We start from the raw sequence: 24,721 nt of genomic DNA on the forward strand, positions 1-24,721 counted from the left end.
TCTAACCACAGCCGATAAGCGTGAGCACTTGAGTGCAATGAATGCACAGCTCTGGAAAGGAGGTGATCCAGCCGCACCTTCCGATACGGCTACCTTGTTACGACTTCACCCCAGTCATGAATCCTACCGTGGTGACCGTCCTCCTTGCGGTTAGACTAGCCACTTCTGGTAAAACCCACTCCCATGGTGTGACGGGCGGTGTGTACAAGACCCGGGAACGTATTCACCGCGGCATGCTGATCCGCGATTACTAGCGATTCCAGCTTCACGCACCCGAGTTGCAGAGTGCGATCCGGACTACGATCGGTTTTCTGGGATTGGCTCCACCTCGCGGCTTGGCAACCCTCTGTTCCGACCATTGTATGACGTGTGAAGCCCTACCCATAAGGGCCATGAGGACTTGACGTCATCCCCACCTTCCTCCGGTTTGTCACCGGCAGTCTCCCTGGAGTGCTCTTGCGTAGCAACTAGGGACAAGGGTTGCGCTCGTTGCGGGACTTAACCCAACATCTCACGACACGAGCTGACGACAGCCATGCAGCACCTGTGTTATGGCTCCCTTTCGGGCACTCCCGCCTCTCGGCAGGATTCCATACATGTCAAGGGTAGGTAAGGTTTTTCGCGTTGCATCGAATTAATCCACATCATCCACCGCTTGTGCGGGTCCCCGTCAATTCCTTTGAGTTTTAATCTTGCGACCGTACTCCCCAGGCGGTCAACTTCACGCGTTAGCTACGTTACCAAGCCAATGAAGGCCCGACAACCAGTTGACATCGTTTAGGGCGTGGACTACCAGGGTATCTAATCCTGTTTGCTCCCCACGCTTTCGTGCATGAGCGTCAGTATTGGCCCAGGGGGCTGCCTTCGCCATCGGTGTTCCTCCACATCTCTACGCATTTCACTGCTACACGTGGAATTCCACCCCCCTCTGCCATACTCCAGCGCTGCAGTCACCAATGCAGTTCCCAGGTTAAGCCCGGGGATTTCACATCGGTCTTACAGCACCGCCTGCGCACGCTTTACGCCCAGTAATTCCGATTAACGCTCGCACCCTACGTATTACCGCGGCTGCTGGCACGTAGTTAGCCGGTGCTTATTCTTCCGGTACCGTCATCCCTCACGGATATTAGCCACGAGGTTTTCTTTCCGGACAAAAGTGCTTTACAACCCGAAGGCCTTCTTCACACACGCGGCATTGCTGGATCAGGCTTGCGCCCATTGTCCAAAATTCCCCACTGCTGCCTCCCGTAGGAGTCTGGGCCGTGTCTCAGTCCCAGTGTGGCTGGTCGTCCTCTCAGACCAGCTACAGATCGTCGGCTTGGTAGGCCTTTACCCCACCAACTACCTAATCTGCCATCGGCCGCCCCTTGAGCGCGAGGTCCCGAAAGATCCCCCGCTTTCCTCTCCCGAGCGTATGCGGTATTAATCCGGCTTTCGCCGGGCTATCCCCCACTCCAGGACACGTTCCGATGTATTACTCACCCGTTCGCCACTCGCCACCAGACCGAAGTCCGTGCTGCCGTTCGACTTGCATGTGTAAGGCATGCCGCCAGCGTTCAATCTGAGCCAGGATCAAACTCTTCAGTTCAAACCTGTTACTGTGTTCGGGCTCTCTCGAACCCGGTCGCTCACTCAACGTACTGACGATGATTGATCCGTCTTTCGACAGACAAACCTTCCTCCAATACTGTGTGAGGCTTCTGATACTTCTGCCTGACAGCAGATTCCGGAGAATCCGCCGCCGCATTCCGCATCAAGCGCCCACACTTATCGACTGTTAGTTTTTAAAGATCGGTCCGCCAAACCCGCCGCGCCTGAACCACCACTACCCGGCACCGCTTCGTTTGCGTCGCTGCGTCTGCAGCAGAGAAACGAGATTATGGAGAGCGGTCGACAACACGTCAATACCCTTCTGCGAATTTCTTTGTGAGCAAAGACTGCCATCTCCATCGCATTGCCGCCAGCCCTAAAAAAGAGTCAACTCTGGCCAGACCGAAAATCAGCGGAAATAGTTAGTCATCCGATTCAACCCGCCGAAGTCCCAATACCGACAAAACAAAGTAGTCCGAGCACGACTCGAACTCACCAACGCTCCCCAAATTAAAGTTCTACCCTTCCCCGCCGTCAATCAGATCATCCCGCCACTTAAATTAGCTGCCGACTATGGACAATCTCGTCGACGCACACGTCGAGGACACCCAGCCCGCCGCGGCATCCCCGATGCTCGAGCCTGGTACGGTGCCGGTAGGCACGCCGCTCCCATGGCCGATCGTCGATGCCGACGGCACGCTGCTCTTCGCAAGCGCGACGACGCTCGCGACCACCGACGAGCGCGCCTTTCTGTTTCAACACTTCCGCCCGCAACGCGGCGACCTGTTCGACCTCGGCGCACAACAACCGCCGGCGCCAACCGCCCAGCCTGACCACGCCGGTGAGTTGACGCTGAAGGACATGCACCTCGAGATCGGCACATTGATCGGCATGCGTTCGCAACCCGGCAGCGGCGCGCCGATGCAACCTTGCGGCATCATCGGTTTCGCGCCGAATCATGCGCTGTTCGTCACGCCGCCGATGCTGCAGGGCCAACCGCTGCCGCTCACGCCCGGCGAGAACGTCGAGGTCGTCGCGATCGCGAGTCAGGCCGTGTTCCGTTTCGTCTGCACGGTCGAAGCGGTCTGCCGCGTGCCGTTCGACTATGCCGTGTTGTCGAGGCCCGGTATGGTCCGCCGGCTCCGTGAGCGCAAATCGATCCGCGTCCATGCGCACCTGCCCGTGCGGTTTGGCATCGGTGGGAGCGGTGACACTTACGAAGGCCTTGGACTCGCCAAGGGCATCAGCGCGCTCGGCATGTCGTTGAGTGCGTCATGGACACTGGGCGAAGTCGGCGAGCGACTGCGCATCGCGTTCCGGCTGAAGTCGGCCGAATACGATTCACAGATCGAGACGACGGCGGTGATCCGCAACGTTCAGAAGGGCAAAACGCCTGGCGAGCCGTCCATGCATGGGCTCGAACTGGATCAACTCGATTCCGTTCAACAGATGGCGATGAAGGTGTTCGTGTTCGATCGTCAGGAGGATGTTCAGCACTGGTCCAACGGACTGAAATAAGCGGTACGGCCACAAAAGCAACGCGCGTGCGGACACAGCAGCGTCGACCTCGCTGCGCACACATCGATCAGCCGAGCAACTCTTCCGGCGTCAACCGCCGCGCTCCCCAGGCATTGGCGAGCACCTCGCAACGACCGAGCCGTATCGCACCACGCTCGAAATCGACGAACACGACTTCATCGACGTCGGCCGGCCGCGCGGGTTCGTCGCTCGTGCGGCCGTCGGTCAGAATCCATAACCAGCGCTGCTGGGCCGGCCGTCGCCGCGCGCAGCGTTCGAGCAGTTGCGCGGCGCGGCGCACGCCCGACGCGAGCGGCGAACCGCCGCCTCCGCCCACGGGCGCGAGCCATCGCTCGTTCCACCAGCGCGGCACGGCCGGGCCGAAGCGCACATCCGCTCCCGCACCGCCGAAGCAGATCAGCGCAGCCTCGGCGCGCATTCCACTCGCACGGTCGAACAAGGCAGTCAGTAGACCCTTCGCCAACGCGAGGCGTTGGCCCGCCAGCATCGACCCGGAGCAATCGAGCACGAAACAATGCAGCACACCGCCACGCGGCACTTCCCGTACGAAGCGCAGATGCTCACGACGCAGCGTGTGCTCGCGCATCGCGGCGAGCGTCGGTGGCCATGCAATGCGCCTGCCCGGTTCGCCGCGCGACGTGTGGCGCGAATCCGCCCCCACGCCTCGTCGCCATCGAAAACCGCTGCGCGAGTCAGCGGCGGCGCCTTTCCGATGGCTCAGCGTTTTTTTGCGTCGAGCGCAATGACGCCTTTGACAGGCAAAGCCGCCGTCGGCTCGGGCGGCAGGTAGCCCCAGTCGGAGTCGGCGGAAGGTGTCGTGGATCCAGCCGTATCGCCAGACGCACCCGCAGCGACGTCCCGTGTCGGCGCCTCGCTTTCTGGCCGGCGCTGATTCGCATGTTGCGAATCATGCTGACGCCGCCGATGAAGCAGCACCGGATCGGCAACGCGCTCCACATGCCGCACCGTCACCGCACCTGCCCGTTCGAATGCGGCCAGCGCGCGCGCCGCGCGCAGCATCACGAGGTCGGCGCGCAAACCGTCGACGGCCGCGTCGATGCATAGCGCGCTCACGCGCGCATGGACGGCGTCATCGAACGACAGCAGCGGCAGCGCCGCACGCGCCGAGCGAATTCGCTGCACGTATGAAGCCTGCTGCTCCGCGTAGACGGTACGAAACCCAGCGGGATCGAGATCGAACGCGAACCGCGCTTTGACGATCGCCTGCCGCACCTGCGGCTCGAACGCGTTCTGCAACTCCACCATCAGACCGAAGCGGTCGATCAATTGCGGCCGCAACTCGCCCTCTTCGGGATTCATCGTGCCGATCAGCACGAAGCTCGCGTCATGACTATGCGACACGCCATCGCGTTCGACGGTATTCACGCCGCTCGCCGCCGCATCGAGCAACGCATCGACGAGCGCATCGGGCAGCAGATTGACTTCGTCGACGTACAGCACGCCGCGATGCGCCTTCGCGAGCAGCCCCGGCGAGAAGCGCACCGAGCCGTCGCGCAGCACGCTTTCGATATCGAGCGTGCCGATCAGACGATCCTCGCTCGCGCCAAGCGGCAGATTCACGAGCTCTCCCTCCGGCAGCAGTTCCGCAAGCGCGCGCGCGGCAGTCGACTTCGCGGTGCCACGCGGTCCGCTGATCAATACGCCGCCCAAGCCCGGGTCGATCGCCGCGAGCACCAGCGCCTGCTGCAACGAGGCCTGGCCGATCAGCGCCGCAAACGGAAAAACGGGCCGCGCCGCCGTACCCGATACACAGGCGGAGCTACCTGCGTCGCCCGCTCCTCGCATCGCTCCATTCATGTTTGTCTTCCTTCGATCTGCTGTTCGCTCGCAAGCAGATGCGTTTCCACCTGCGCGCGATAGTCACCCGGCTGCTGCCACAGCCCCCGCTGCATCGCCTCGAGCAAACGCTCGCAGATCGAATGCAGCGCATGCGGATTGTGCCGTTGCATGAACGCGCGCGTATCGGCGTCATTCAGATAAGCATCGGCGACGAGCGCGTATTGATGATCTGCGATCACGCGCGCGGTCGCGTCGTAGCCATACAGATAATCGACGGTCGCGGCGATCTCGGCCGCGCCCTTGTAGCCGTGGCGCTTCACGCCGTCGAGCCATTTCGGATTGACCACGCGCGAGCGGATCACGCGCGCGATCTCCTCCTGCAACGTCCGCACGCGCGGCGCGGCCGGATTGCTGTGATCCGCGTGATAGACGCGCGGCTGCCGACCTGCCAGATGCCGCACCGCCGCGACCATGCCGCCCTGAAACTGGTAGTAGTCGTTCGAATCGAGCACGTCGTGCTCGCGGTTGTCCTGGTTCTGCAGCACGAGGTCCATCACTGCGAGGCGCGTGCCAAACGCTTGATGCGCCTCCTCGCCCGCGCTCTTCTGCGCGTACGCATATCCGCCCCATGCCTGATACGCGTTCGCGAGATCGGCGTCGGTCTGCCATTGGCGCGAGTCGATCATCTGCTGCAGACCCGCGCCGTACGTGCCCGGCCGCGCGCTGAACACGCGCCAGCCGGCGCGCTTGCGCGCTTCGACCGGGTCCATGCCGCGCGCGATCAACGCATCGCGTTCGCGCTGCACGCGCGCGCGAATCGGATTCAGCTCCGCGGGCTCGTCGAGTTCGGCAACCGCTTGCACGGCCGCATCGAACAGATGCATCACGTTCGCGAACGCATCGCGAAAGAAACCGGATACGCGCAACGTGACGTCGATACGCGGCCGATCGAACGCGTCGATCGGCATGATCTCGAAGTCCGTCACACGGTGGCTGCCTGGCGCCCATTTCGGCCGCACGCCGAGCAGCGCGAGCGCCTGCGCGATATCGTCGCCGCCGGTGCGCATCGTCGCGGTGCCCCAGACCGACAGGCCGATCGCGCGGGGATAATCGCCGTGCTCCTGCAGATGCCGCTCGATCAGTTGCTGCGCCGATTTCAGGCCGAGTGCCCACGCGGCTTGCGTCGGCACCGCGCGCGTGTCGACCGAATAGAAGTTGCGGCCGGTTGGCAGCACGTCGGGCCGACCGCGCGACGGCGAACCGCTCGGACCTGGCGGCACGAAACGTCCTTCGAGGCCGCGCTTTAGCTGCGTCATTTCCTGCGGGCCGCAGGCGTCGAGACGCGGCAGCACGTCGTCGCGCAGGCGTGCGATCACCTGTGCCGCTTGCGGCAGACTTTCGTCAGCTACGGGGACGGCCTGCGAACGATCCGCATCATCGCAATCGACACCGCAGACGCCGCGCAACAGCTCGCCCGCGAGCAATTCCAACCGCTCGCGCGTATCGCCGTAATGTCGCCACGGCGCATCGCTGACCCGCTGCAATACCTCGGGTTGCGGACCGTCCCATGCGGCGGCCCAATCCACCGTCAACGGGTCGAACCGATGATCGATGCGCAGATCGCGCGCCAGCGCGTCGACGAGCCCCGCCTTGCCGCCCTGCCCATCGCCGACCGGAAAGCGCCCGAGCGCGAGCAGCGTGTCGCGCCGCTGCACGCCGCGCGGCGACTGCCCGAACGTATGCAGGCCATCGCGAATCTGCGCTTCCTTCAGCTCGCACAGCCACGCATCGACGCGAGTGAGCAGCGCGTCTTCATCGTCCTGTCGGTTCGGCGCCGCGAGACTCAGCTCTTCGTGCAACCGATGCTCGACGATCGTCGTCAGAATCGTGCGACGCAAGAGCTTCGCGCGACGCGAATCGACCATCAATGCTTCGTAGTATTCGTCGACCTGGCGTTCGAGGTCCTGCAGCGGCCCATAGTTTTCGGCGCGTGTAAGCGGTGGCATCAGATGATCGATGATCACCGCCTGCGCGCGCCGCTTCGCCTGGCTGCCCTCGCCCGGATCGTTGACGATGAACGGATACAGATGCGGCATCGGTCCGAGAATCAGATCGGGCCAGCACGCGTCGCTCAAGGCGACGCTTTTGCCCGGCAGCCATTCCAGGTTGCCGTGCTTGCCGACGTGCACGACCGCGTCGATGCCGAACTGATGGCGCAGCCAGAAATAGAACGCGAGGTATGCGTGCGGCGGTACGAGCTCCGCATCGTGATAGCTCGCGTAGTCGCCGTGCTCGCGCGAACGCGCAGGCTGAATGCCGACGAACACCTGGCCGCAGCGCCAGCCGGCGATCATGAAGCGGCCGCGCCGCAGCGTGGGGTCCTGCTCGGGCTTGCCCCAGCGAGCGTTCAACGCGTCGCGCACGCTCGCCGGCAACGCGTTGAAATGCGCGAGATAGTCGTCGAGTGCGAGGCTTTGCAGGGCCGGACGCAGATCGCGTACGACCGGATCGTTGGTCACGCCTTCGGTCAGCCTGTTCAACAACGCGTCGCCGTTTTCGGGTAGTTCGCCGACACGATAACCTTCATCGCGCAGCATCGACAGAATGCCGACCACCGACGCCGGCGTATCGAGCCCGACGCCATTGCCGATGCGCCCTTCGCTCATCGGATAGTTGGCGAGAATCAACGCGACTTTCTTGTCGGCGTTATCGAGCGAACGCAAACGGCACCAGCGCCGGCTCAGCTCGGCGAGAAAGCCCACCCGTTCGAGGTCGGGCTGATAGCGGACCACGTCGACCTGCGTATGCGCACAGCGATACGCGAGCCCCTTGAAGCTGATCGCGCGCGTGATGATGCGCCCGTCCACTTCGGGCAGCGCGATATGCATCGCGATGTCGCGCGAATTGAGGCCGTGGTTGTCCTTCAGCCAGTCTTCGCGATTGCCGCCGCTCAGGATCACCTGAAACACCGGCGCGTCGCCGGCGAGCGCGAGCGGCTCCGGGTCGTCGATCGCGGAAGCGGCGAACGCGGTCGTGTTCAGCACGAGCGCGACACCATGTTGCGCGCACAGCGACTGCACGACATCGCGGCTCACCGCATCCTTCAGCGACGTGATCGCGAGCGGCAGCGGATTGAGCCCTTGCGCTTCGAGCGCGTCGATCAGCGCATCGAACACCGCGGTATTGGCGGCCTGCAGATGCGCCTTGTAGAACAGAATCGCGACGACCGGCGCGTCTTGCCGCCAACGCGCCTGCCAGTCGGCGACGATGGGGGTATCGCGCTCGGGGTGATACAGCGACGCGGCCGGCAACGCGCGCGGCGGATCGGGTTCGCGCCCCCAGTCGAGCGCGCGATACGCGATGCAGCGCAAAAACGCCTCGGCGTTCTGCGGACCGCCCTCGCGCAGATAGCGCCACAGCTGCTGACACAACTCGGCGCTCGCGGTGCTGCGCGCGAGCAGGTTCGGGTCTTCCTGCAGATCGCCGGAAAACATCGCGAGTGTTTGCTGTTTGCGCTGCGCGAGCGCGACCACCTGCTCGATGCCGTACGGCCAATACGTTTCGCCGCCGAGATGATCGACGACGACCACGCGCGCATGCTGCAACACGTCGTCCAGATAGAAGTCGACCGAGGCAGGCTGACGCAGATACGTGACGTTCGCGAGCCGCACGCTCGGAAAGCCGTCGCCGAGACGCGGCACTACGCTCGCGAGCAGCGACAGCGTGGTGTCGGCGGAACTGAGCACGACGATCTCGGCGGGCTGCTGATCGATGCGGATCACGCCCTGCGTATCGTCGACGAAGCCGCCCGGCGTCGTGCGCAGCAGATGCATGCTGGTGCGCCCGTTTATGCCGTCGCGTTCGACGTCGCGCCGAGCGCCGCGTCGAACGCCTGTTGCAGCGCGTGCTGGTCGAGGTCTGCGCCGATCAGCACGAAGCGGCTCAACGCGCCGTCGCCATTTTCACCCGCTTGCCAGCGCCGGTCGAAGTAGCTGTCGAAGCGCCGGCCCACGCCCTGGATCACGAGACGCATCGCCGCGCCCTGCAGTGCCGCGAAGCCTTTGACACGGTAAATCGTGTGGGTTTCGACGAGCGTCTGCAAGGCGGCGAGGGCCGCGTCGCGCGACGGTACGGATGCCTGCACGACGACCGAATCGAATTCATCGTGGTGGTGATTGGGGTCGTCGGCGGAACCGTGGTGGTCATGACGCAGGTGGATCGTCTCTTCCGACGCCGCTTCGAGGCCCAGCAGCGTATGCAGGTCGAGCCGCCCCTGCTGCGCGCGCACGATCTTCACCTGCGGCGGAATCTCCGCGCGGATCGCGGCTTCGACCTCGTGCTGCCGCGCGTCGTCGATCAGATCGGTCTTGTTCAGAATCACCAGATCGGCCGCCGACAACTGGTCTTCGAACAGCTCGTGTAGCGGCGACTCGTGATCGAGATTCGGATCGGCCTTGCGCTGTGCATCGACGGCGAGCGGGTTATCGGCGAACTGGCCGCTCGCGGCGGCCGGGCCGTCCACCACCGTCACCACCGCGTCGACCGTGAAGCCATTGCGGATCTGCGGCCAGTTGAACGCCTGCACGAGCGGCTTCGGCAACGCGAGCCCCGACGTTTCGATCAGCACGTGATCGAGTTCATCGCGGCGCTCCGCGAGCTTTTCCATCACCGGGAAAAATTCTTCCTGCACTGTGCAGCACAAACAACCGTTCGCGAGTTCATACAATTGCCCTTCGGTCTCGACGCCGTTTTCATCGCAACCGATGCCGCAGCCCCTGAGGATTTCGCCGTCGATGCCGAGCTCGCCGAACTCGTTGACGATCACCGCAATGCGCTTGCCGCCCGCATGCTGAAGAATGTGCCGCAGCAGCGTGGTTTTGCCGCTGCCGAGAAAGCCCGTGACGATCGTGACGGGGATCTTGCGCAATTGAGTTTGCATCGTGAGGTCCATCCCTTGGCGTTGATCGGTATGCCGGAAAGTCCGCGCGTGGGTCCGCGTCGGCTGGCGAATGGAGCGAATGAAGCACGCGCAGCAGTACCAGCGATCACCAGACACGGGGACGAACGACGGCATTGCCGCGACAACGGAAATACAGAAAGCGGAACTGAGGTCATGAACGCGCCGCCGCATCCCCGCGGCGGTCGTTCTGCTTCTTTGGGCCGGTATCCGGGCTGGCGAAAGCGCCGCTTCCCCTTCCCGGCCGAGTGGTTTCTCGTCCAGTGGTGAAATGTCCACGCGAGCTTGCGCGAGGACATCGAAGCCGGCACTGCGGTGCCCGGCTATCAAGCCGGAACCGCTTTTCGCTTACCGTTGCGGGGACAGCACAGGTTAGCCGCTCCAGAGCAGGTGGCTCCCTGTTTCCCGTTTAACTGCATGCGCACGAGCGCGCACGCGAGCACCCAAAGTGCGTGCGAGTGTAGGCCCGCGGCGTTGCGCAGTCAAGCAACGCACAGAGCCGGAAAGCGCCGCCGAGGCTTATCCGGCAAGGCGCCATGTGCTATCGTATGCGCGCGTTTGGTGCCCGCACATGCGCTCGCGTGTGCAGTTAAACGGGAAACAGGCAGCGCCTCGCGCGTTCAACCTGTGCTGTCCCCGCAACGGTAAGCGACCTGCGGCGCGCGATTCGATTCGCCTTCGATTCCGACGTGCCGCGCATGCGTTTTTTGATGCCACTGTCCCGCGAATCCACAAACCGGGACGGGAAGGCGAAGCGCATGAGGCCGCCAGCCCGGATACCGGCCAGACGCGGAGGCGGTGCCGCATTGCATCCGTGCATCACGTGGCGCCGCCGGCCGCCGGAATCCGCGGGGAACGGATGTGAAGGCGTAGCAGCGCGGCATCGCGCGTGCCCGGATTCGCAGTTGCGCATGACCTCTATATTCACCGCCGCGCGCGCTGTCGCACGCCGCTTCTCTTCTTCCATCACCGCATGGCGCGCGCCATGCACGCCGCGATGACGCGCGCCTGGCTGATCGGCGCCGGTCCCGGCGACGTCGAACTGATCACGCTGAAGGCCACCCGTGCGCTCGCGCAGGCCGATGTCGTGCTCGTCGACGATCTGGTGAATCCCGACGTGCTGCAGTTCGCGCGCACCGACGCGCAAGTCGTGTACGTCGGCAAGCGCGGCGGCCATCCGTCGACGCCGCAAGCCGACATCGTCGCGCAAATGCTCGGGCATCTGCGCGCGGGGCGCAGCGTCGCGCGGCTCAAGGGCGGCGATCCGTTCGTGTTCGGCCGCGGCGGCGAAGAGTTGCAGGCGCTACAGGCCGCGGGTATCGAAGTCGACGTGATCAACGGCATCACGGCCGGCATCGCGGCGCCCGCGGCGCTCGGTATCGCGGTCACGCATCGTGATCTCGCGCAGGGCGTCGTGTTCGTCACCGGCCACGGCGCCGGCAGTGGCGAACCGGACTGGGCCGCGCTCGCTGCGACGCGCATGACGCTGGTGATCTACATGGGCATGCGCCGGCTCGGCGAGATCGCCCGCGCATTGCTCGCGGCCGGCATGTCCGCCGACACGCCGTGCGCGGCGATCGAGTCGGCGACGCGGCCTGAGCATCGTCATGTGCTCGCGCCGCTTCGCGAGTTCGCCGAGGCGGTGGCGCGCGCGGGGCTCGGCTCGCCGGCGATCGTCGTGATCGGCGGTGTGGCGTCGCTCGCACTGGCGCGTGATGCGGCCAAACGCGACGCCGGCGTTGCTCACGAACTGGCAGCGAGCGCGACACGACACGGACTCGGACGCGCGATCAAAACGCTGAGCGTCGGCATCGGTTGCCGCTTGCACAGCGAAGCCGCTGAGATCGAAGCCGCCGTGCGCGCAGCGCTCGGATCGAATGCCTTCGAGCAGATCCGCGCGATCGCGACGATCGACACCAAAGCCAACGAAGCCGGTCTGCTCGAATTCTGCTCACGTCATCAACTGCCGCTGCAACTGTTCAGCCGCGAGCAGATCGCCGCGGTACCGGTCGCGTCGCCGTCGGCGGCGGCACACGCGCATCTCGGTGTCGATGGTGTGTGCGAGCCGTGCGCGCTGCTGGCGGCAACGGCGCCGGACTCCACCACAACCGCACAAAACGCCCGTCTAATCGTACGCAAGACCGCGCACGCCGGCATCACGGTGGCGATCGCAGCGGCGAACAACGCTGCCCTTAGCGACGCGCCCCCATCCCATCCCGCCTCTCAAAACCAGGACCCTCGATGAAAACCGATCCGGAATCGCATCAACGCATGACCGAACGCCGCCGCGAAGGCCACGAAAAGAAGCAGGCCGGCGCGACCGTCGAAAAAGGCCTGCTGATCGTCAACACCGGCACCGGCAAGGGCAAGAGCACGGCCGCGTTCGGCATGGCCGTGCGGGTGCTCGGCCACGGCATGCGGCTCGGCGTCGTGCAGTTCATCAAGGGCGCGCTGCATACGTCGGAGCGCGATTTCCTCGGCGCGATCGCGCAATGCGATTTCGTCACGATGGGCGACGGCTACACGTGGAACACGCAGAACCGCGAGGCCGACATGGCGACCGCGCGCAAAGGCTGGAACGAAGCGCGGCGGATGATCGAAAGCGGCGACTACCAGATGGTGATCCTCGACGAGCTGAACACCGTGCTGAAGTACGAATACCTGCCGCTCGACGAAGTGCTCGCGGTGATCAACGCGCGTGCGCCGATGTTGCACGTCGTCGTGACCGGACGCCATGCGCCGGACGCGCTGATCGAAGCTGCCGACCTCGTCACCGAAATGCGCGCGATCAAGCATCCGTATCGCGAGCAAGGTGTGAAGGCGCAGCGCGGCGTGGAGTTCTGAGCGATGTCGACGTCCCCCAACGGGGCTTCGTCCGGGGCGCCCCCCCAGGGGACTTCCTTCGGGGCGTGCCCCGCGCTGTTCATCAGCGCGCCCGCGTCGGGACAAGGCAAAACCACGATCACCGCCGGTCTCGCGCGCTATCACCGGCGGCTCGGACGTCGCGTGCGCGTGTTCAAGACCGGGCCGGATTTTCTCGATCCGATGATCCTCGCGCGCGCGAGCGGCGCGCCGGTGCTGTCGCTCGATCTGTGGATGGTCGGCGAAAGCGCATGCCGCAACCTGCTCGCGCGGGCGGCGCAAGAAGCCGATCTGATCCTGATCGAAGGCGTGATGGGCCTGTTCGACGGCACGCCGAGCAGCGCCGATCTGGCGACCACGTTCGGCGTGCCGGTGCTCGCGGTGATTTCCGCGCAGGCGATGGCGCAGACCTTCGGCGCGCTCGCGTTCGGCCTTGCGCGCTTCAGGCCGCAACTGCCGTTCCACGGCGTGCTCGCGAATCGCGTCGGCTCCGCTCGGCACGCGCAGATGTTGCAGGAAGCACTGCCGCCCGAGTTGCGCTGGTGCGGCCACCTCGCCGCGAGCGACGAGATCACGCTGCCCGACCGCCACCTCGGCCTACACCAGGCCGATGAAATCGACGATCTCGAAGCGCGCCTGGAACGCGCGGCGGATACGCTCGCGTCGACCGCGCTCGCCGAACTGCCGCCGCCGGTCGATTTCGGCGTGCCCTCGCCCGAAGTGCTGCCGCGTCTGCTCGAAGGCAAGCACATCGCGATCGCGCGCGACGCCGCGTTCTCGTTCATCTATCCGGCCAACGTCGCGCTGCTCGAAGCGCTCGGCGCGCGGCTCAGCTATTTCTCGCCGCTTGCCGACGAAGCGTTGCCCGCCGGCACGCACGCGCTCTATCTGCCGGGCGGCTATCCCGAGCTGCATCTGGCGACGCTCGCGGGCAACTCGACCAGCGCGGCATCGATCCGCGCGCACGTCGAGGCGGACAAACCGGTGGTCGCCGAGTGCGGCGGCATGCTCTATCTGCTCGACACGCTGACCGACGCGCAAGGCACTAGCACGCCGATGCTGGGCCTGCTGCCCGGTCACGCGACGATGCAAACGCGCTTCACGTCGCTCGGCATGCAGCAGATCGATGGCGTCCACGGCACGCTGACCGGCCACACGTTCCACTACTCGAAGCTCGCGACGCCGCTCGCGCCGCAGCGCTTCGCCACGCGCGCGCACAGCGACACGCCCGGCGAAGCGGTGTTCCGCGTGGGCCCGATTGTGGCAACCTATATGCACGCTTACTGGCCCTCCAACCCGGCTTTCACGGCCGCCCTCTTTCATGGCGAAGCCTTTTGACGACTCCGAGCGCGAAGCGGTCTATCGCGCGATTTACGAACGCCGCGACATGCGCCACTTCGTGCCCGATCCGGTCGATCCGGCGGTGCTGCGGCGTCTGCTCGACGCGGCGCATCACGCGCCGAGCGTCGGCTACATGCAGCCGTGGCGCATCGTGCGCATCACCGACGCGGCGCTGCGCACGGGCTTGCGCGACATCGTCGAGCGCGAACGGCTCGCCACCGCCGATGCGCTCGGCAAGCGCCGCGACGAGTTCATGAAGCTGAAGGTGGAAGGCATGCGCGAATGCGCGGAGCTGCTGGTGATCGCGTTGATGGACGGGCGCGAGCGACACGTCTTCGGCCGCCGCACGCTGCCGGAGATGGATCTCGCGTCGGTCGCGTGCGCGATCCAGAACATGTGGCTCGCCGCGCGCGCGGAAGGACTCGGGCTTGGTTGGGTGTCGCTATTCGATGTCGACGCGGTGCACCAGCTACTGGGGATGCCGGAAGGCGCGCGGCCGGTCGCGATTCTGTGCCTCGGCCACGTCGCTGCCTTCTATAGCGAGCCGATGCTCGAAACGCAGCGCTGGGCGAGCCGTCTGCCGCTCGCCGATTGCGTGTTCGAAAACCGCTGGCCGCAAGACGAGCCGGCGCAGGAATAACTGATACTCGCGGCCCCGGCGACCTGAGGCTGCGTTTTAACGCTGCAGCGGCTCCATCGAGTCGACGTTAGGCACACCGCTCGTCTTGTCGATGCTGAGCTTCACACGCCAGTCGGCCGGCGCGTCGAACGGCAGCTTCGCGAGCGCGGTTTTCACGAGCAACGGCAGTGCATGCAGCGGGTCCGCGTCGCGATCCATGAACACCGCGCCGACCTTGTAGCGCTCGGCGCCGCTCGCGTAGTCGAAAAAGCGCAGCGTCAGCGCGTGCTGATACTTGCGCCCAAACAACAGCGCGCCTGGACCGTCGCTGCCCGCGCCGCAATCGGCGGGCGCGCAATCCTCACCGCCGATGCCGATCGACGCCGGCCGCGTGCTATACGCCATCGACAGCAGATAATGCGCGGGCTTGCCCGCCGTATCGACGAACCCGTGTTTCGCCAACTCGTCGCGCAACAGCTTTTCGACTTGCGGATGATCGACGCTGTCGTCCTGAGGCTGCGTGCGAGCGAGCGAATAGGTCTGCTCGCCTTGCAGCGCAACGGCGTGGTCGGCGCCGTTAGCGGAGACGGTGTGCACGTCGGCGCTCAGGCCCGCGCAAGCGGTGAGGCTCGCCGCGGCCAGCGCGGCACAGAGGTGAGCGATCTTTGCCATTGTTTGTTTTCTCTCTAGTACATCGAATACATCAAAGGCGCATCAGACGCGCGGTGCGATCGATTCGTCGAGGGGCGCGTCGTCGAGCGCGGGCAGCCAGATCGTGAAGGCCGTCCCCTCGCCGGGCGCGCTGACGACTTCGACGCTGCCACCGTGGCGCGTGACGACGGTTTTGACGAACGCCATGCCGAGTCCCGCCCCGCCCACTTCCGGCCGCTCCGCCTCGTGAAAACGGCGAAAGCGCTCGAACAATCCCGCTTGCTGCTCCTCAGGAATGCCATAGCCCTGGTCGCGGATCGTGCACGACACGCGCGGCGCCTCGCTGCCCGCGCGCTTTGCCGCCGGCTGGCCAGCGAAGCTGCATACGATGCGCGTGTCGGGCGGACTGTACTTGACCGCATTGTTCAGGATATTGACGAGCGCGCGTGTCATCAGCGAGCGGTCGGCGCAGATCCAGGGATCGTCGTCGGCGTCGTCGGCGGATTCCGTATGCAGCGCGATGCGCTTCGCATGCGCCTGCGGCCAGACCTCGTCGCTCGCATCGATGACGAGTTCGGTCAGACTCAGCGGCTCGAGCACATAGGCCTGCGATTCGGCGCGCGCCAGTTGCACGAAGTCGTCGGCAAGCGTGAGCGCGCGTTGCGCGTAGCGTTCGATGCGCTCCAGCACGCTGCGCGCGAGCGCAGGCTCGGTCCGCGCGCGCTCGATCTCGACCAGCGCAATGATCGACGCCTGCGGCGAGCGCATGTCGTGCGACAGCAGCCGCAGCGCGTCTTCGCGCTGACGCTCGGCCGCATGGAGCGCCGACACGTCGACGAGACCGGCGATCCAGCCGGTCGTCTCGCCCTGCGCGTTGGTGCAGGTCGCATAGCGCAGCAGATGGTCGCGCTCGTTCGCGTCGCGCACCTCGACGCCCTGCGCCATCAGCGCCGCGAACTCGCCGCGCGTCGGATCGAGGAGCGCCGGCCAGTGCGCGTGCGCGGACAGACTGCGCTCGTTGTCCGTGGCCGCGCCGGTATCGATCGTCTTCACGAGCGTGAGACCGCCGAGCACGCTCTGCATCGGCTGGCCTTCGGGCATCGGCGCGCCTAGCCGAGCGAAATGCGCTTTCGCCGCGTGATTCGCGATCAGCACGACGCCGGCCACGTCGCTGACGAGAATCGGCTCCGGCACGCTATCGAGGCTGCCCCACACGAAGCGCTTCATGTCCTGCACCCGTTGCGCGGCCTGCGCCATCAGCGCCATGTGCTGCGCGAGCACGTCGCCGCCGAACTCGCGGCGGCGCTTCGGCGTCTCGGGCAGCAGATGCGGCTCGTCGGCGAGACGTTGCAGTTCGCCGCGCAGATACGCCATCGTCATTTCGAGGCGTCGCCAGTTCCAGATCGGATAGACGATCACGACGCCGAGGATCGCCGGCACCGGCGAGATCCACAGCCTGCCGCCGTACAGCAGCAGCGCGCTGCCGGTCGCGGCGAGCAGCACCAGCGCGCCGGTCAGCAACAACGAGCGGCGCGGCGACAGTACGAGGAAGCCGGCGAGCAGCGCGGCGAGCGGCCCGAGCGCCGCCGCGAACACGACCCACAGCGCGACCGGCTGGATCTCGCGGCCCCTCAGCAGCGTGTCGAGCACGTTCGCGTGGATGTAGACGCCGGGCAGCGGACCGAGCTCGCCCGATACCGGTGTCGCGAAGCGGTCGTACAGACCCGACGCCGTCACGCCGATCACGACGATGCGCCCGCGCAACTGATCGGCCGGCACCTTGCCGGCGAGCACGTCGGCGAAACTGAGCTTTGGGTAGTTCGCGGCGTTCGGGCCGAACGGAATCAGGAAGCGCTCTTCGCCGCCGCCGTCGCTGCCGCGTGCGGGCTCGTTCGAGGGGCGCGGCGGCAGGCCGCCGCGCAGATGCAGCTTGCCGTGTTCGACCGCGTCGGCGACGAGCACCGTCAGTTGCGGCCAGCGCGAGCGCTCGTCGCCCTGGAAGCGCGCGACGCTGCGCACGATGCCGTCGCTGTCCACTTCGAAATTGATATGACCGAGCCCGGCAGCAGCCTGCGCGAGCGGCGCGACGGGTTCATCGACGGTGCGCTTGCCGCTCGCATCGGGCGGCGTCAGCAGCACGGGCAGATAGGTCGGGCTCAGCGCAATTGCGTGGGCGAGCTGGGCGTCGTCGACATTGGGCTCGGTGAACAGCACGTCGTAGATCACCGCGGCAGGTCTGGCCGCGGCGATCTGCTCGAGCAGCCGCGCGTGCACGCTGCGCGGCCACGGCCAGCGGCCGAGTGCGTCGATGCTCGCGTTGTCGATCTCGACGACGACGATGTCGGACAGCCGCGGCTGCTCGCGCAGCTTCAGAAACTGGTCGTACACCAGCAGATCGATGCCGGCGCCGACGCGCCCGAACGACGTCAGCAGGATCACCACGAGACCGAGACAGCCAACGCTGACCCATTCGATCAGAAAGCGCCGGCCGGCGCGCCGTCCGAGACGGGCGCGCGGATCGAGGCTCATTCGCGTAGAAGTGGCGGGCACGGGACGATGTAGTCGGGAACGGAAGGACGGACCGGCCAGCAGGCCGGCCCCGAGAATCTACCAGCGTCAGCGCGCAAGCGTAAAGGAGCGGACCGGACTGCTCTTTTCGTAGAAGCGGCCGTTGTCGGACTGCTCGGCGACGATCGTCCAGTAGTAGACGCCCGGAGGCAGATCGCTGATCACGAGTTCGCCGCCCGGCAGATCGGGGCGATCGATTACCGGATGGCTCAGTTCGGCCGTGTTCGCGAGCAGGAAGCGGAAACGGGTCGGCACGTTGCTGCGGCTGACGAACCAGCGGAACTCGTAGTCGCGGCTACCCGCGCGCTGCGCGGCCGAAGCGTCCAGCCCCAGCTGGCGGCGCTCGAACGCGTACACGTTCGGCAGGCCGTCGAGACCGTTGCTATCGGTCGACGCGACGCGCACGAAGTACGTGCCGTCGGGCAGATCGCCGAAGTCGGCATGCGGCGCGCTCACGCGCAGGTCTCGCACCAGGTCCAGTTGATCGGCGTCGTGCGAAATCTGCAGCCGATAGCCGACCGCGTGCTCGGCCGGGTTGACGTCGAACGCGACGCTCTTGCCGTCCTGCACGCGCGCCGGCCGCGCGAGCGCGGGTGCGGGCAACAGCTGGACCGGACTGCCGACCGCGCCGCCCGAGTGCGTGACGTTGCCGAAGCTTGCCTCGACTAGCTGCTCGGACGCCTGCAACGGCCTGCCTGGCGCCGGCGCGGCGCTCTGGCCATGCTGCGTGGCCGGATCGACGCCGACCGCGCCGTCGAGCACCGCCACCGCGGTGGTTTGCGTGTCGCCGTCGTAATCGACGCGAAAACGCGTGCCGCGCACTCCGGCGACCACCGAAGGTGAACGGATCTGGAAGCGATCATCGCGTCGCTTCGCATGCGTGACCTGGCTCTCGACCTCGCCGGCGCGCAGCTCAAAGACGCGATCGGCGACGCCGGTCAGCGTGACGTGCCGCAGTCTCTCGATATTGAGTTCGCCGTTCTGCGCGACCGTCACGTATGAGCCGCCGGGCAGCTCGAGCGTCGCGAACCCGTTCGCGCCGGTGCGCAAGCGATCGCCTTCGGCAAGCGTTTCACCGGTTTTCAGCGGCAGATAGGGGCTTGAGTCGAACGCGTGCTCGACTGGACCGCTGGTCGCGATCACGCGAGCCGTGTCCCGATCCTGGCGCAGCCTTCGGGACGGCAAACGCAGCACGATGCCGGCCGCCATGCGGCGCGGCGCGGGCACGTGATTGAGGCTGCTCAACAGCGCCCAGTCGGTCGGATCGGCCATGTAGCGGGCGGCTATGTCATACAGCGTGTCGCCCTCGTGCGTCGTGTACGAAGCGTAGACCGGCGACGCCTTCGCTCCGGTCTTGCCGCGCGCGGGCTGCGCGTGCGCGAGCGCGCTCCAGCCGGTCGCGCCCGTTGCCATCAGACAGGCCGCGGCAAGCCACGCGGCGGCGCGGCGGCCGGGCATGGCGGCGCTGCCCGATGCCGCCCCATCCACGCAGACCGTCACGCTTGCCCCGCTTCTTCAGTGGGTTCGTCGTCGGCGGCCGGTGGTGTGCCGGTTTCGATCCGTTCGAGGCGGTAGCCATAGCCGTAGATCGGCGTGAGCCGATAACCGTGCTCGGGGCGCAGACCGAGCTTGCTGCGCAACATCGACACATGAGTGTCCATCGTGCGCGACGGGATGTCCGTGGCCTGCTTCCAGATCACGTCGAGAATGTGTGCGCGCGACAACGGCCGGCTCATATGCTGGAACAGCAGCAGCGCGAGTTCGAACTCTTTCTGCGTGACGGAGACCGGGGTGCCGCGGACCACGACGTGCTTGACGCTCAGGTCGAACTCGAAGTCGCCGAATACTTCCCTCGTTGCCGGCGGCTTCAGGTAATACGCGCGCCGCAGCAGCGAACCAACCCGCGCGAGCAGTACGGCGCCCGACACGGGCTTGACGAGATAGTCGTCGGCACCGGTATTCAGAATCGAAGTGATGTCGGTTTCGCGGCCGCGGCTCGTCATGAACAGCACCGGCAGGCGCTCGGACAGGCTTTCGCGCACCCAGCGAAGCACTTCTTCGCCGGACATGTCGGGAACGTTCCAGTCGAGCACGAGCAGATCGAACGTCTGACGACGCAACTGGCGCACGAGTTCGCGCCCTGCGCCATACGCGTGACAGACGTGTCCAGCGGCGGACAGCGTTTGACACACAAGGTCGGCCTGAGCCGAATCATCATCGAGGACTGCAATTCTCATAACACCCCACAACGCAACAGCGCCTTCATGGCTGACGGCCGGTATACCGGCTGACGACCGGGATGACGGCGCAGCACCGCCGATCCGGCTTCCCAAAAAATTCCGGCTGTTACTTTCTGATTAATGGTCCCTCGCCGTCCCCCGCCATGACGCTGCTTTCATGAAGCGGAAATCAGCGCATAAATGTAATTTCCATAGCGATTATGCAGGGCAGATCATGATAATCGAAAACCTTCTTTCTTCCCGTTTGCCGTGTACCGGCAATCCGTCGCGAAAAACCCTAATCAGGAATGGCTGACGCGCTTTTCAGGTTTTTCTGGTCTGCCACCACTAGCCGGCGCCGGAAGGAAGCGACACTGTGGACGGAAGATCCTTGCTGGAGCGGCTTTTTGACCATGCTCGCTTATCGGCTTTAAGATTCCTTTCAGGTACTCTTATTTAACAATTGCGCGTTCAGTATAAGAATAATCTCAAAATAAATCGTTTAAACATTGTTAGATTTTGTCCCGGTCGAGTTGTCATTCGAGGCAGTCGGCCTGGTCGGGCGAGCGACTCAAAGCCCTCGTTTTGCATGAGGCATTCGACTGCTTCACATTGTTGGCCGACGCGATCACGCGCCGCGAGACGGGCCGTCAGCGGGTGATGCGCAGCGTTAGGGTCGCCGGCAAAAAAATGCGGCGCTGCCCCTGTCGAAGCAACGCCGCCCACAAACACTACACACGCTCGCCGGGGTCTAACCGCACGAGTAACGTCACGTTAGCTGGAAGAACAGCCGTGCTCAAGATGAAAGAACTTCCTTTGTAACCGTTGGCGAAGTAGTTATTACGCGCCGCACCAGCGCGCGCGACGCGCAAGCCTTACACAGCGCGAGTTCGAAATTGGTATGAGTTTGAAGTCCCATCGACGGTAATTTACATACACAGACGCTTTGTTACAGTGTGGCCCCGATTGTCGTTGCCGCGGCGCGTCAGATTTCCCCCTTGCGTGTCTGCGTGGCCCGTCTGCGTTGCCTCGTTCGGTCGCTTGCCCACGCGTTCAACGCGCGCCTTCGAGGTCCGGCATAGGCGCGAACAGCGCGTCGAGATCGTCGTCCGAGAACTTTGCGGCGCCGGCCGCATCTTCCGCGAGAATGCTGTCGGCGAGCCCGGCCTTGTGCTCCTGCAACGCGACGATCTTTTCCTCGATGCTGCCGGCCGCGATCAACTTGTACACGAATACCGGCTTGTCCTGTCCCAGCCGATGCGCGCGGTCGGTCGCCTGGTTCTCGGCGGCCGGGTTCCACCACGGGTCGTAGTGGATCACCGTGTCGGCGGCGGTCAGGTTCAGCCCCACGCCGCCGGCCTTCAGGCTGATCAGGAACAGCGGCACCTCGCCCTGCTGGAACCGCTCGACCGGGCTCACGCGATCGGCCGTGTCGCCCGTCAGCATGACGTACGGGATCGCGGCTTCGTCGAGCGCCTCGGCGATCAACGCGAGCATGCCGGTGAACTGCGAGAACAGCAGCACGCGGCGTCCCTCCTCGATCAGCTCGGGCAGCATCGACAGCAGCAGATCGAGCTTGGCCGAGCGTATCGCGCGCTCGCCGCCGCCCGTGGCAGCGCCGTCCGCGATACCGCTGGCGGTGCGCACGAGCCGTGGATCGCAGCACACCTGGCGCAGCTTCAGCAACGCATCGAGCACGATGATGTGGCTGCGCGCGAGCCCCTGCGCGCTGACCGCCGCGCGCACCTTCTGCTGCATCGCGGTGCGCACGGTTTCGTACAGGTCGCGCTGCGCGCCTTCGAGATCGACCGGACACACGATCGTCGTCTTCGGCGGCAGCTCCTTCGCGACCTCGTCCTTGCGACGGCGCAGCATGAACGGCCGGATGCGGCGCGCGAGCAACGCGCGGCGCACGTCGTCGCCGTTCTTTTCGATCGGATTGCGCCAGCGTCGCGTGAAGTCCTTCTGGCTGCCGAGAAAGCCCGGCAGCAGAAAATCGAATTGCGACCACAGCTCGCCGAGATGATTCTCGAGCGGCGTGCCCGTCAGGCACAGCCGATGCCGCGCCCGCAAGCCGCGAATCGCCTGGGCGGCTTTGGTGGTCGCGTTCTTCACGTACTGCGCCTCATCGAGAATCAGCAGATGATAGTCGTGCTCGGCGAGCACCTTCTGATCGCGCCACAACAGCGCATAAGTGGTCAGGATCAGCTCGGCTTCGCCGATCTGCTCGAAACGCTCCTTTCTCTGCGGCCCGTTCAGCACCAGCACTTTCAGCTCCGGCGCAAAGCGGCGCGCTTCCTCGCGCCAGTTGTGCACGAGCGTGGTCGGCACGACGATCAGCGCGGGATGCGTGAGCCGCCCCGCTTCCTTCTCGGCGAGAACGTGCGCGAGCGTCTGCACGGTTTTGCCGAGGCCCATGTCGTCGGCGAGCACGCCGGCCAGATCCTGTTCGCGCAGGAACTGCATCCAGTTCAGGCCCTGGTGCTGGTACCCGCGCAGCTCGGCCTTCAGCCCGCGCGGCACCGGCACTTCGCGCAGGCCCGGACCGGCTTGCAGACGGCGCGCGAGCTCGCGGATCGAATCGTCGCCGCTGAACTGCCAGCGGCCGGTGTCGTGCAGCGCATCGAGGCGACCTGCATCGACCGCGGGCACGCGCAGAGGCGCGCCTTCGGCAAGCGCGCCGCCGAGCGAATCGAACAGATCGACCAGCACGCGCACCACCGGCTTCAGACGATCGGCGCGCAACCGCAGGCGCTTGTTCTCCTCGGTCTTCAGCTCGATCGGCTCGTCGTCTCGAATACGCTCCAGCGCGCCGGAGAGCCAGCGCCGGTCGCGCCGGAACAGATCGGCCAGCAGCGGTTCGAGCCGCACGTTGCGCTCGCCGACGCGGATGCCCATCTCCAGATCGAACCAGCCGTCGCCGGCCTGCTGCGCGGTGCCGTCGATCGCGTCGATCTCGATCACGTTGTAGCGGAACTCGGGCGCCATCGTCACGCGCCAGCCCTTCGCGACCAGATCCGGCACCGCGTCGTTGACGAACTCGGACCACGCGTCGGTGTCGGGCAGTCCGAGCATCGTGTCGGGCAACAGACGCGACGCATGCAGGTTGCGCGTCGGCACCTTTTGCAGACCGGTCTTGCGCAATTCCAGCAGACGCTTTTTCTCGGCGTCGTAGCGCCGGCGGATGTGAATCACATCGCCGCCCGGCAACGGCACCAGCGTCACGCTGCTGTCGGCGTTGATGCTGACACCGTCGTAGTCGAAGCTCGCGGCGGCCAGTTCTACCGCGGCGGACTTGCGCTCCGCGGCCTTCGCGGCCTTCGCCGTTTTCGCCGTTTTGATGCCCTTCCCCGAGCCGGGCAGCGCATGGCTGTTCAGCGTCAGCACCGGCACCGGTTCGACGTCGATCACCCGAATCGCGGGCGCGTCGTGGGTCGGCGGCAGCGGCAGCTCGGGAGCGATCTCGCGCAGCACCGACGCGACGAGCGGCGCCTCGGCGAGCGAGATCGGCGGCATCGCGAGGTAGTCGGGCAGTTGCTGGAACGGCAGCGACAGTGGCACGACGCCCGCCTCGTTGGCGACGCCGTCCACGTACCAGACCGGCTCGGTCGGCAGCACCATGCTCGCGCGCGGTTCGGTGCGCAGTACCGGGCGCAGGCGCTCGTCGGCGAGCGGCTCCCATTCGATGCGCCCGAGGCGGTCGGCGGCGCGCGTGAGCGGCGTCGGTCCGGCCTGGCCCGGCGCGATCCCGAAGTCGAAGAACAGGCGCCCGGTCGCGATCAGCTTCTGCAGCGTTTCCGCGCCACTCGTGCCTCGCAGCACGAACTGGCCCAGGTCCTCGCGCGAGCGACCGAGCCATAGGCCGCGGAGGATCGACAGGTCTTCGTCGGACACGAAGCGCGGCTGCCTGAGCAGCGCGCCTTCGACGTCGCCCCAGCTGTCGCCGACTTCGACGATCACGCCGTCCGCGTCGCAACGCGCGCGATGCAGCACGACTTCGTGGCGCATATGAAAACGCGACCAGTTGAGCTGATAGGCGAGCGTTTCCTTGCGCGTGGCGTCGAGCTGCCGGGCGGCGTCTTTTCCGGCGGCGTCGGCCACGCGGGCGCGCGCGCGAAAACGCTCGAGCCAGCTGACCAGTTCGGGTCGCACACCTTGAGATGAAGATGGAGACGGTGACGGCGCCGGCGGCGCGCCCGGCACCGTAATCCGTCGCGCGATGAACACCTCCGACCTCGCCGGGTCACTGCCGTCCTCGACCTGCGTGATGTGATCCATCTCGTCGTGGTAGTGGAGTTCCGCGAGCAGTAGCGCCGCGACGTGCTTGCAATTGCGGCCGACCGGGCACGTGCATTTGCCTTCGGCCGACGGCGACCCGCCATCGGTACGAAAGCGAACCCGCGTCAGGTACGGCCCCGGCTGCGAGCCCTGCACGTCGCCCGACAGCGTGTCTCCCTGCCATTTGACGTTGCTGACCGCGCCCACCGAGCGCGCCTTGGCGACGGTGCGCTCACCGAGCCATTCCGCAATCCTTTCCCGATCGAAGAAAACTGATGACATCCGCGTGCATTCCTG

Annotated in this window: 14 protein-coding genes, 1 rRNA gene, 1 pseudogene and 2 riboswitches; of the genes and pseudogenes, 6 read left to right on the plus strand and 10 right to left on the minus strand. The window is 65.7% G+C overall.

What is annotated here, in order from left to right; all coding sequences use genetic code 11:
- Nucleotides 1-55: 55 nt before the first annotated feature.
- Nucleotides 56-1,588, minus strand: a 16S ribosomal RNA gene (locus OKW26_RS12535).
- Nucleotides 1,589-2,163: 575 nt separating this feature from the next.
- Between OKW26_RS12535 and OKW26_RS12540 the strand changes: the two genes are divergently transcribed.
- Nucleotides 2,164-3,108 carry a flagellar brake protein gene (locus OKW26_RS12540; RefSeq protein WP_429353807.1) on the plus strand — a complete coding sequence of 315 codons (945 nt, stop codon included), beginning with the start codon at nt 2,164-2,166 and terminating at the stop codon, nt 3,106-3,108.
- A gap of 67 nt (nt 3,109-3,175) precedes the next feature.
- On the opposite strand, the gene OKW26_RS12545 is transcribed toward OKW26_RS12540, so the two are convergent.
- The 4 genes from OKW26_RS12545 to cobW are packed head-to-tail and all read right to left on the minus strand — an operon-like array spanning nt 3,176 to nt 9,868.
- Nucleotides 3,176-3,790, minus strand: a complete 615-nt coding sequence (locus tag OKW26_RS12545) for a vWA domain-containing protein (protein ID WP_429353808.1) — start codon at nt 3,788-3,790, stop codon at nt 3,176-3,178.
- A gap of 56 nt (nt 3,791-3,846) precedes the next feature.
- On the minus strand, nt 3,847-4,947 hold the full coding sequence (locus OKW26_RS12550; protein WP_429353809.1) for an ATP-binding protein: 1,101 nt from the start codon (nt 4,945-4,947) through the stop codon (nt 3,847-3,849).
- Complete coding sequence (gene cobN / locus OKW26_RS12555) at nt 4,944-8,762, minus strand: cobaltochelatase subunit CobN (protein WP_429353810.1); 3,819 nt, start codon at nt 8,760-8,762, stop codon at nt 4,944-4,946. The genes OKW26_RS12550 and cobN overlap by 4 nt, the downstream gene beginning before the upstream one ends.
- A gap of 14 nt (nt 8,763-8,776) precedes the next feature.
- Nucleotides 8,777-9,868, minus strand: a complete 1,092-nt coding sequence (cobW, locus tag OKW26_RS12560) for a cobalamin biosynthesis protein CobW (protein WP_429353811.1) — start codon at nt 9,866-9,868, stop codon at nt 8,777-8,779.
- Nucleotides 9,869-10,070: 202 nt separating this feature from the next.
- Nucleotides 10,071-10,348, minus strand: a riboswitch (cobalamin riboswitch).
- Nucleotides 10,349-10,428: 80 nt separating this feature from the next.
- Nucleotides 10,429-10,688: riboswitch (cobalamin riboswitch) on the plus strand.
- Between the two features lie 195 nt (nt 10,689-10,883).
- On the opposite strand from cobW, the pseudogene cobA reads away from it, so the two are divergent.
- From cobA to bluB, 5 genes and pseudogenes are all read left to right on the plus strand, one after another.
- A pseudogene (gene cobA / locus OKW26_RS12565) lies at nt 10,884-11,621 on the plus strand (uroporphyrinogen-III C-methyltransferase); the annotation flags it as partial.
- Nucleotides 11,622-11,696: 75 nt separating this feature from the next.
- A complete protein-coding gene (locus OKW26_RS12570) occupies nt 11,697-12,131 on the plus strand; it encodes a cobalamin biosynthesis protein (RefSeq protein ID WP_429354229.1) in 435 nt (144 codons plus the stop codon).
- On the plus strand, nt 12,128-12,730 hold the full coding sequence (gene cobO, locus OKW26_RS12575) for a cob(I)yrinic acid a,c-diamide adenosyltransferase (RefSeq protein WP_090805916.1): 603 nt from the start codon (nt 12,128-12,130) through the stop codon (nt 12,728-12,730). The genes OKW26_RS12570 and cobO overlap by 4 nt, the downstream gene beginning before the upstream one ends.
- A gap of 3 nt (nt 12,731-12,733) precedes the next feature.
- Nucleotides 12,734-14,086, plus strand: coding sequence for a cobyrinate a,c-diamide synthase (locus tag OKW26_RS12580; protein ID WP_429353812.1), 1,353 nt, complete (start codon nt 12,734-12,736; stop codon nt 14,084-14,086).
- Nucleotides 14,070-14,729, plus strand: coding sequence for a 5,6-dimethylbenzimidazole synthase (bluB, locus tag OKW26_RS12585; protein ID WP_429353813.1), 660 nt, complete (start codon nt 14,070-14,072; stop codon nt 14,727-14,729). Before OKW26_RS12580 ends, bluB begins: the two co-directional genes overlap by 17 nt.
- Nucleotides 14,730-14,765: 36 nt before the next feature.
- Here the strand turns inward: bluB and OKW26_RS12590 are convergent, their stop codons facing one another.
- The 5 genes from OKW26_RS12590 to OKW26_RS12610 all read right to left on the minus strand — a co-directional run bounded on the left by OKW26_RS12590 (nt 14,766) and on the right by OKW26_RS12610 (nt 24,706).
- A complete protein-coding gene (locus OKW26_RS12590; RefSeq protein ID WP_429353814.1) occupies nt 14,766-15,380 on the minus strand; it encodes a DUF4136 domain-containing protein in 615 nt (204 codons plus the stop codon).
- Between the two features lie 42 nt (nt 15,381-15,422).
- A complete protein-coding gene (locus OKW26_RS12595) occupies nt 15,423-17,909 on the minus strand; it encodes a CHASE2 domain-containing protein (RefSeq protein WP_429353815.1) in 2,487 nt (828 codons plus the stop codon).
- A 66-nt stretch (nt 17,910-17,975) separates the two neighbouring features.
- Complete coding sequence (locus OKW26_RS12600; RefSeq protein ID WP_429353816.1) at nt 17,976-19,427, minus strand: FecR domain-containing protein; 1,452 nt, start codon at nt 19,425-19,427, stop codon at nt 17,976-17,978.
- On the minus strand, nt 19,424-20,164 hold the full coding sequence (locus OKW26_RS12605; RefSeq protein ID WP_429353817.1) for a response regulator transcription factor: 741 nt from the start codon (nt 20,162-20,164) through the stop codon (nt 19,424-19,426). Before OKW26_RS12605 ends, OKW26_RS12600 begins: the two co-directional genes overlap by 4 nt.
- Nucleotides 20,165-21,199: 1,035 nt before the next feature.
- On the minus strand, nt 21,200-24,706 hold the full coding sequence (locus OKW26_RS12610; RefSeq protein WP_429353818.1) for an SNF2-related protein: 3,507 nt from the start codon (nt 24,704-24,706) through the stop codon (nt 21,200-21,202).
- Nucleotides 24,707-24,721 lie beyond the last annotated feature (15 nt).

Source organism: Paraburkholderia sp. 32 (assembly GCF_050435345.1).
Classification (GTDB): Bacteria; Pseudomonadota; Gammaproteobacteria; order Burkholderiales; family Burkholderiaceae; genus Paraburkholderia; species Paraburkholderia tuberum.

What these genes read in the sequence shown, in the direction of transcription:
- cobW (WP_429353811.1), bottom strand. Translation starts at nt 9,868, where the DNA reads ATGCAAACTCAATTGCGCAAGATCCCCGTCACGATCGTCACGGGCTTT.
- bluB (WP_429353813.1), top strand. Translation starts at nt 14,070, where the DNA reads ATGGCGAAGCCTTTTGACGACTCCGAGCGCGAAGCGGTCTATCGCGCG.
- OKW26_RS12550 (WP_429353809.1), bottom strand. Translation starts at nt 4,947, where the DNA reads ATGAATGGAGCGATGCGAGGAGCGGGCGACGCAGGTAGCTCCGCCTGT.
- OKW26_RS12610 (WP_429353818.1), bottom strand. Translation starts at nt 24,706, where the DNA reads ATGTCATCAGTTTTCTTCGATCGGGAAAGGATTGCGGAATGGCTCGGT.
- OKW26_RS12540 (WP_429353807.1), top strand. Translation starts at nt 2,164, where the DNA reads ATGGACAATCTCGTCGACGCACACGTCGAGGACACCCAGCCCGCCGCG.
- OKW26_RS12580 (WP_429353812.1), top strand. Translation starts at nt 12,734, where the DNA reads ATGTCGACGTCCCCCAACGGGGCTTCGTCCGGGGCGCCCCCCCAGGGG.
- OKW26_RS12590 (WP_429353814.1), bottom strand. Translation starts at nt 15,380, where the DNA reads ATGGCAAAGATCGCTCACCTCTGTGCCGCGCTGGCCGCGGCGAGCCTC.
- cobO (WP_090805916.1), top strand. Translation starts at nt 12,128, where the DNA reads ATGAAAACCGATCCGGAATCGCATCAACGCATGACCGAACGCCGCCGC.
- OKW26_RS12605 (WP_429353817.1), bottom strand. Translation starts at nt 20,164, where the DNA reads ATGAGAATTGCAGTCCTCGATGATGATTCGGCTCAGGCCGACCTTGTG.
- cobN (WP_429353810.1), bottom strand. Translation starts at nt 8,762, where the DNA reads ATGCATCTGCTGCGCACGACGCCGGGCGGCTTCGTCGACGATACGCAG.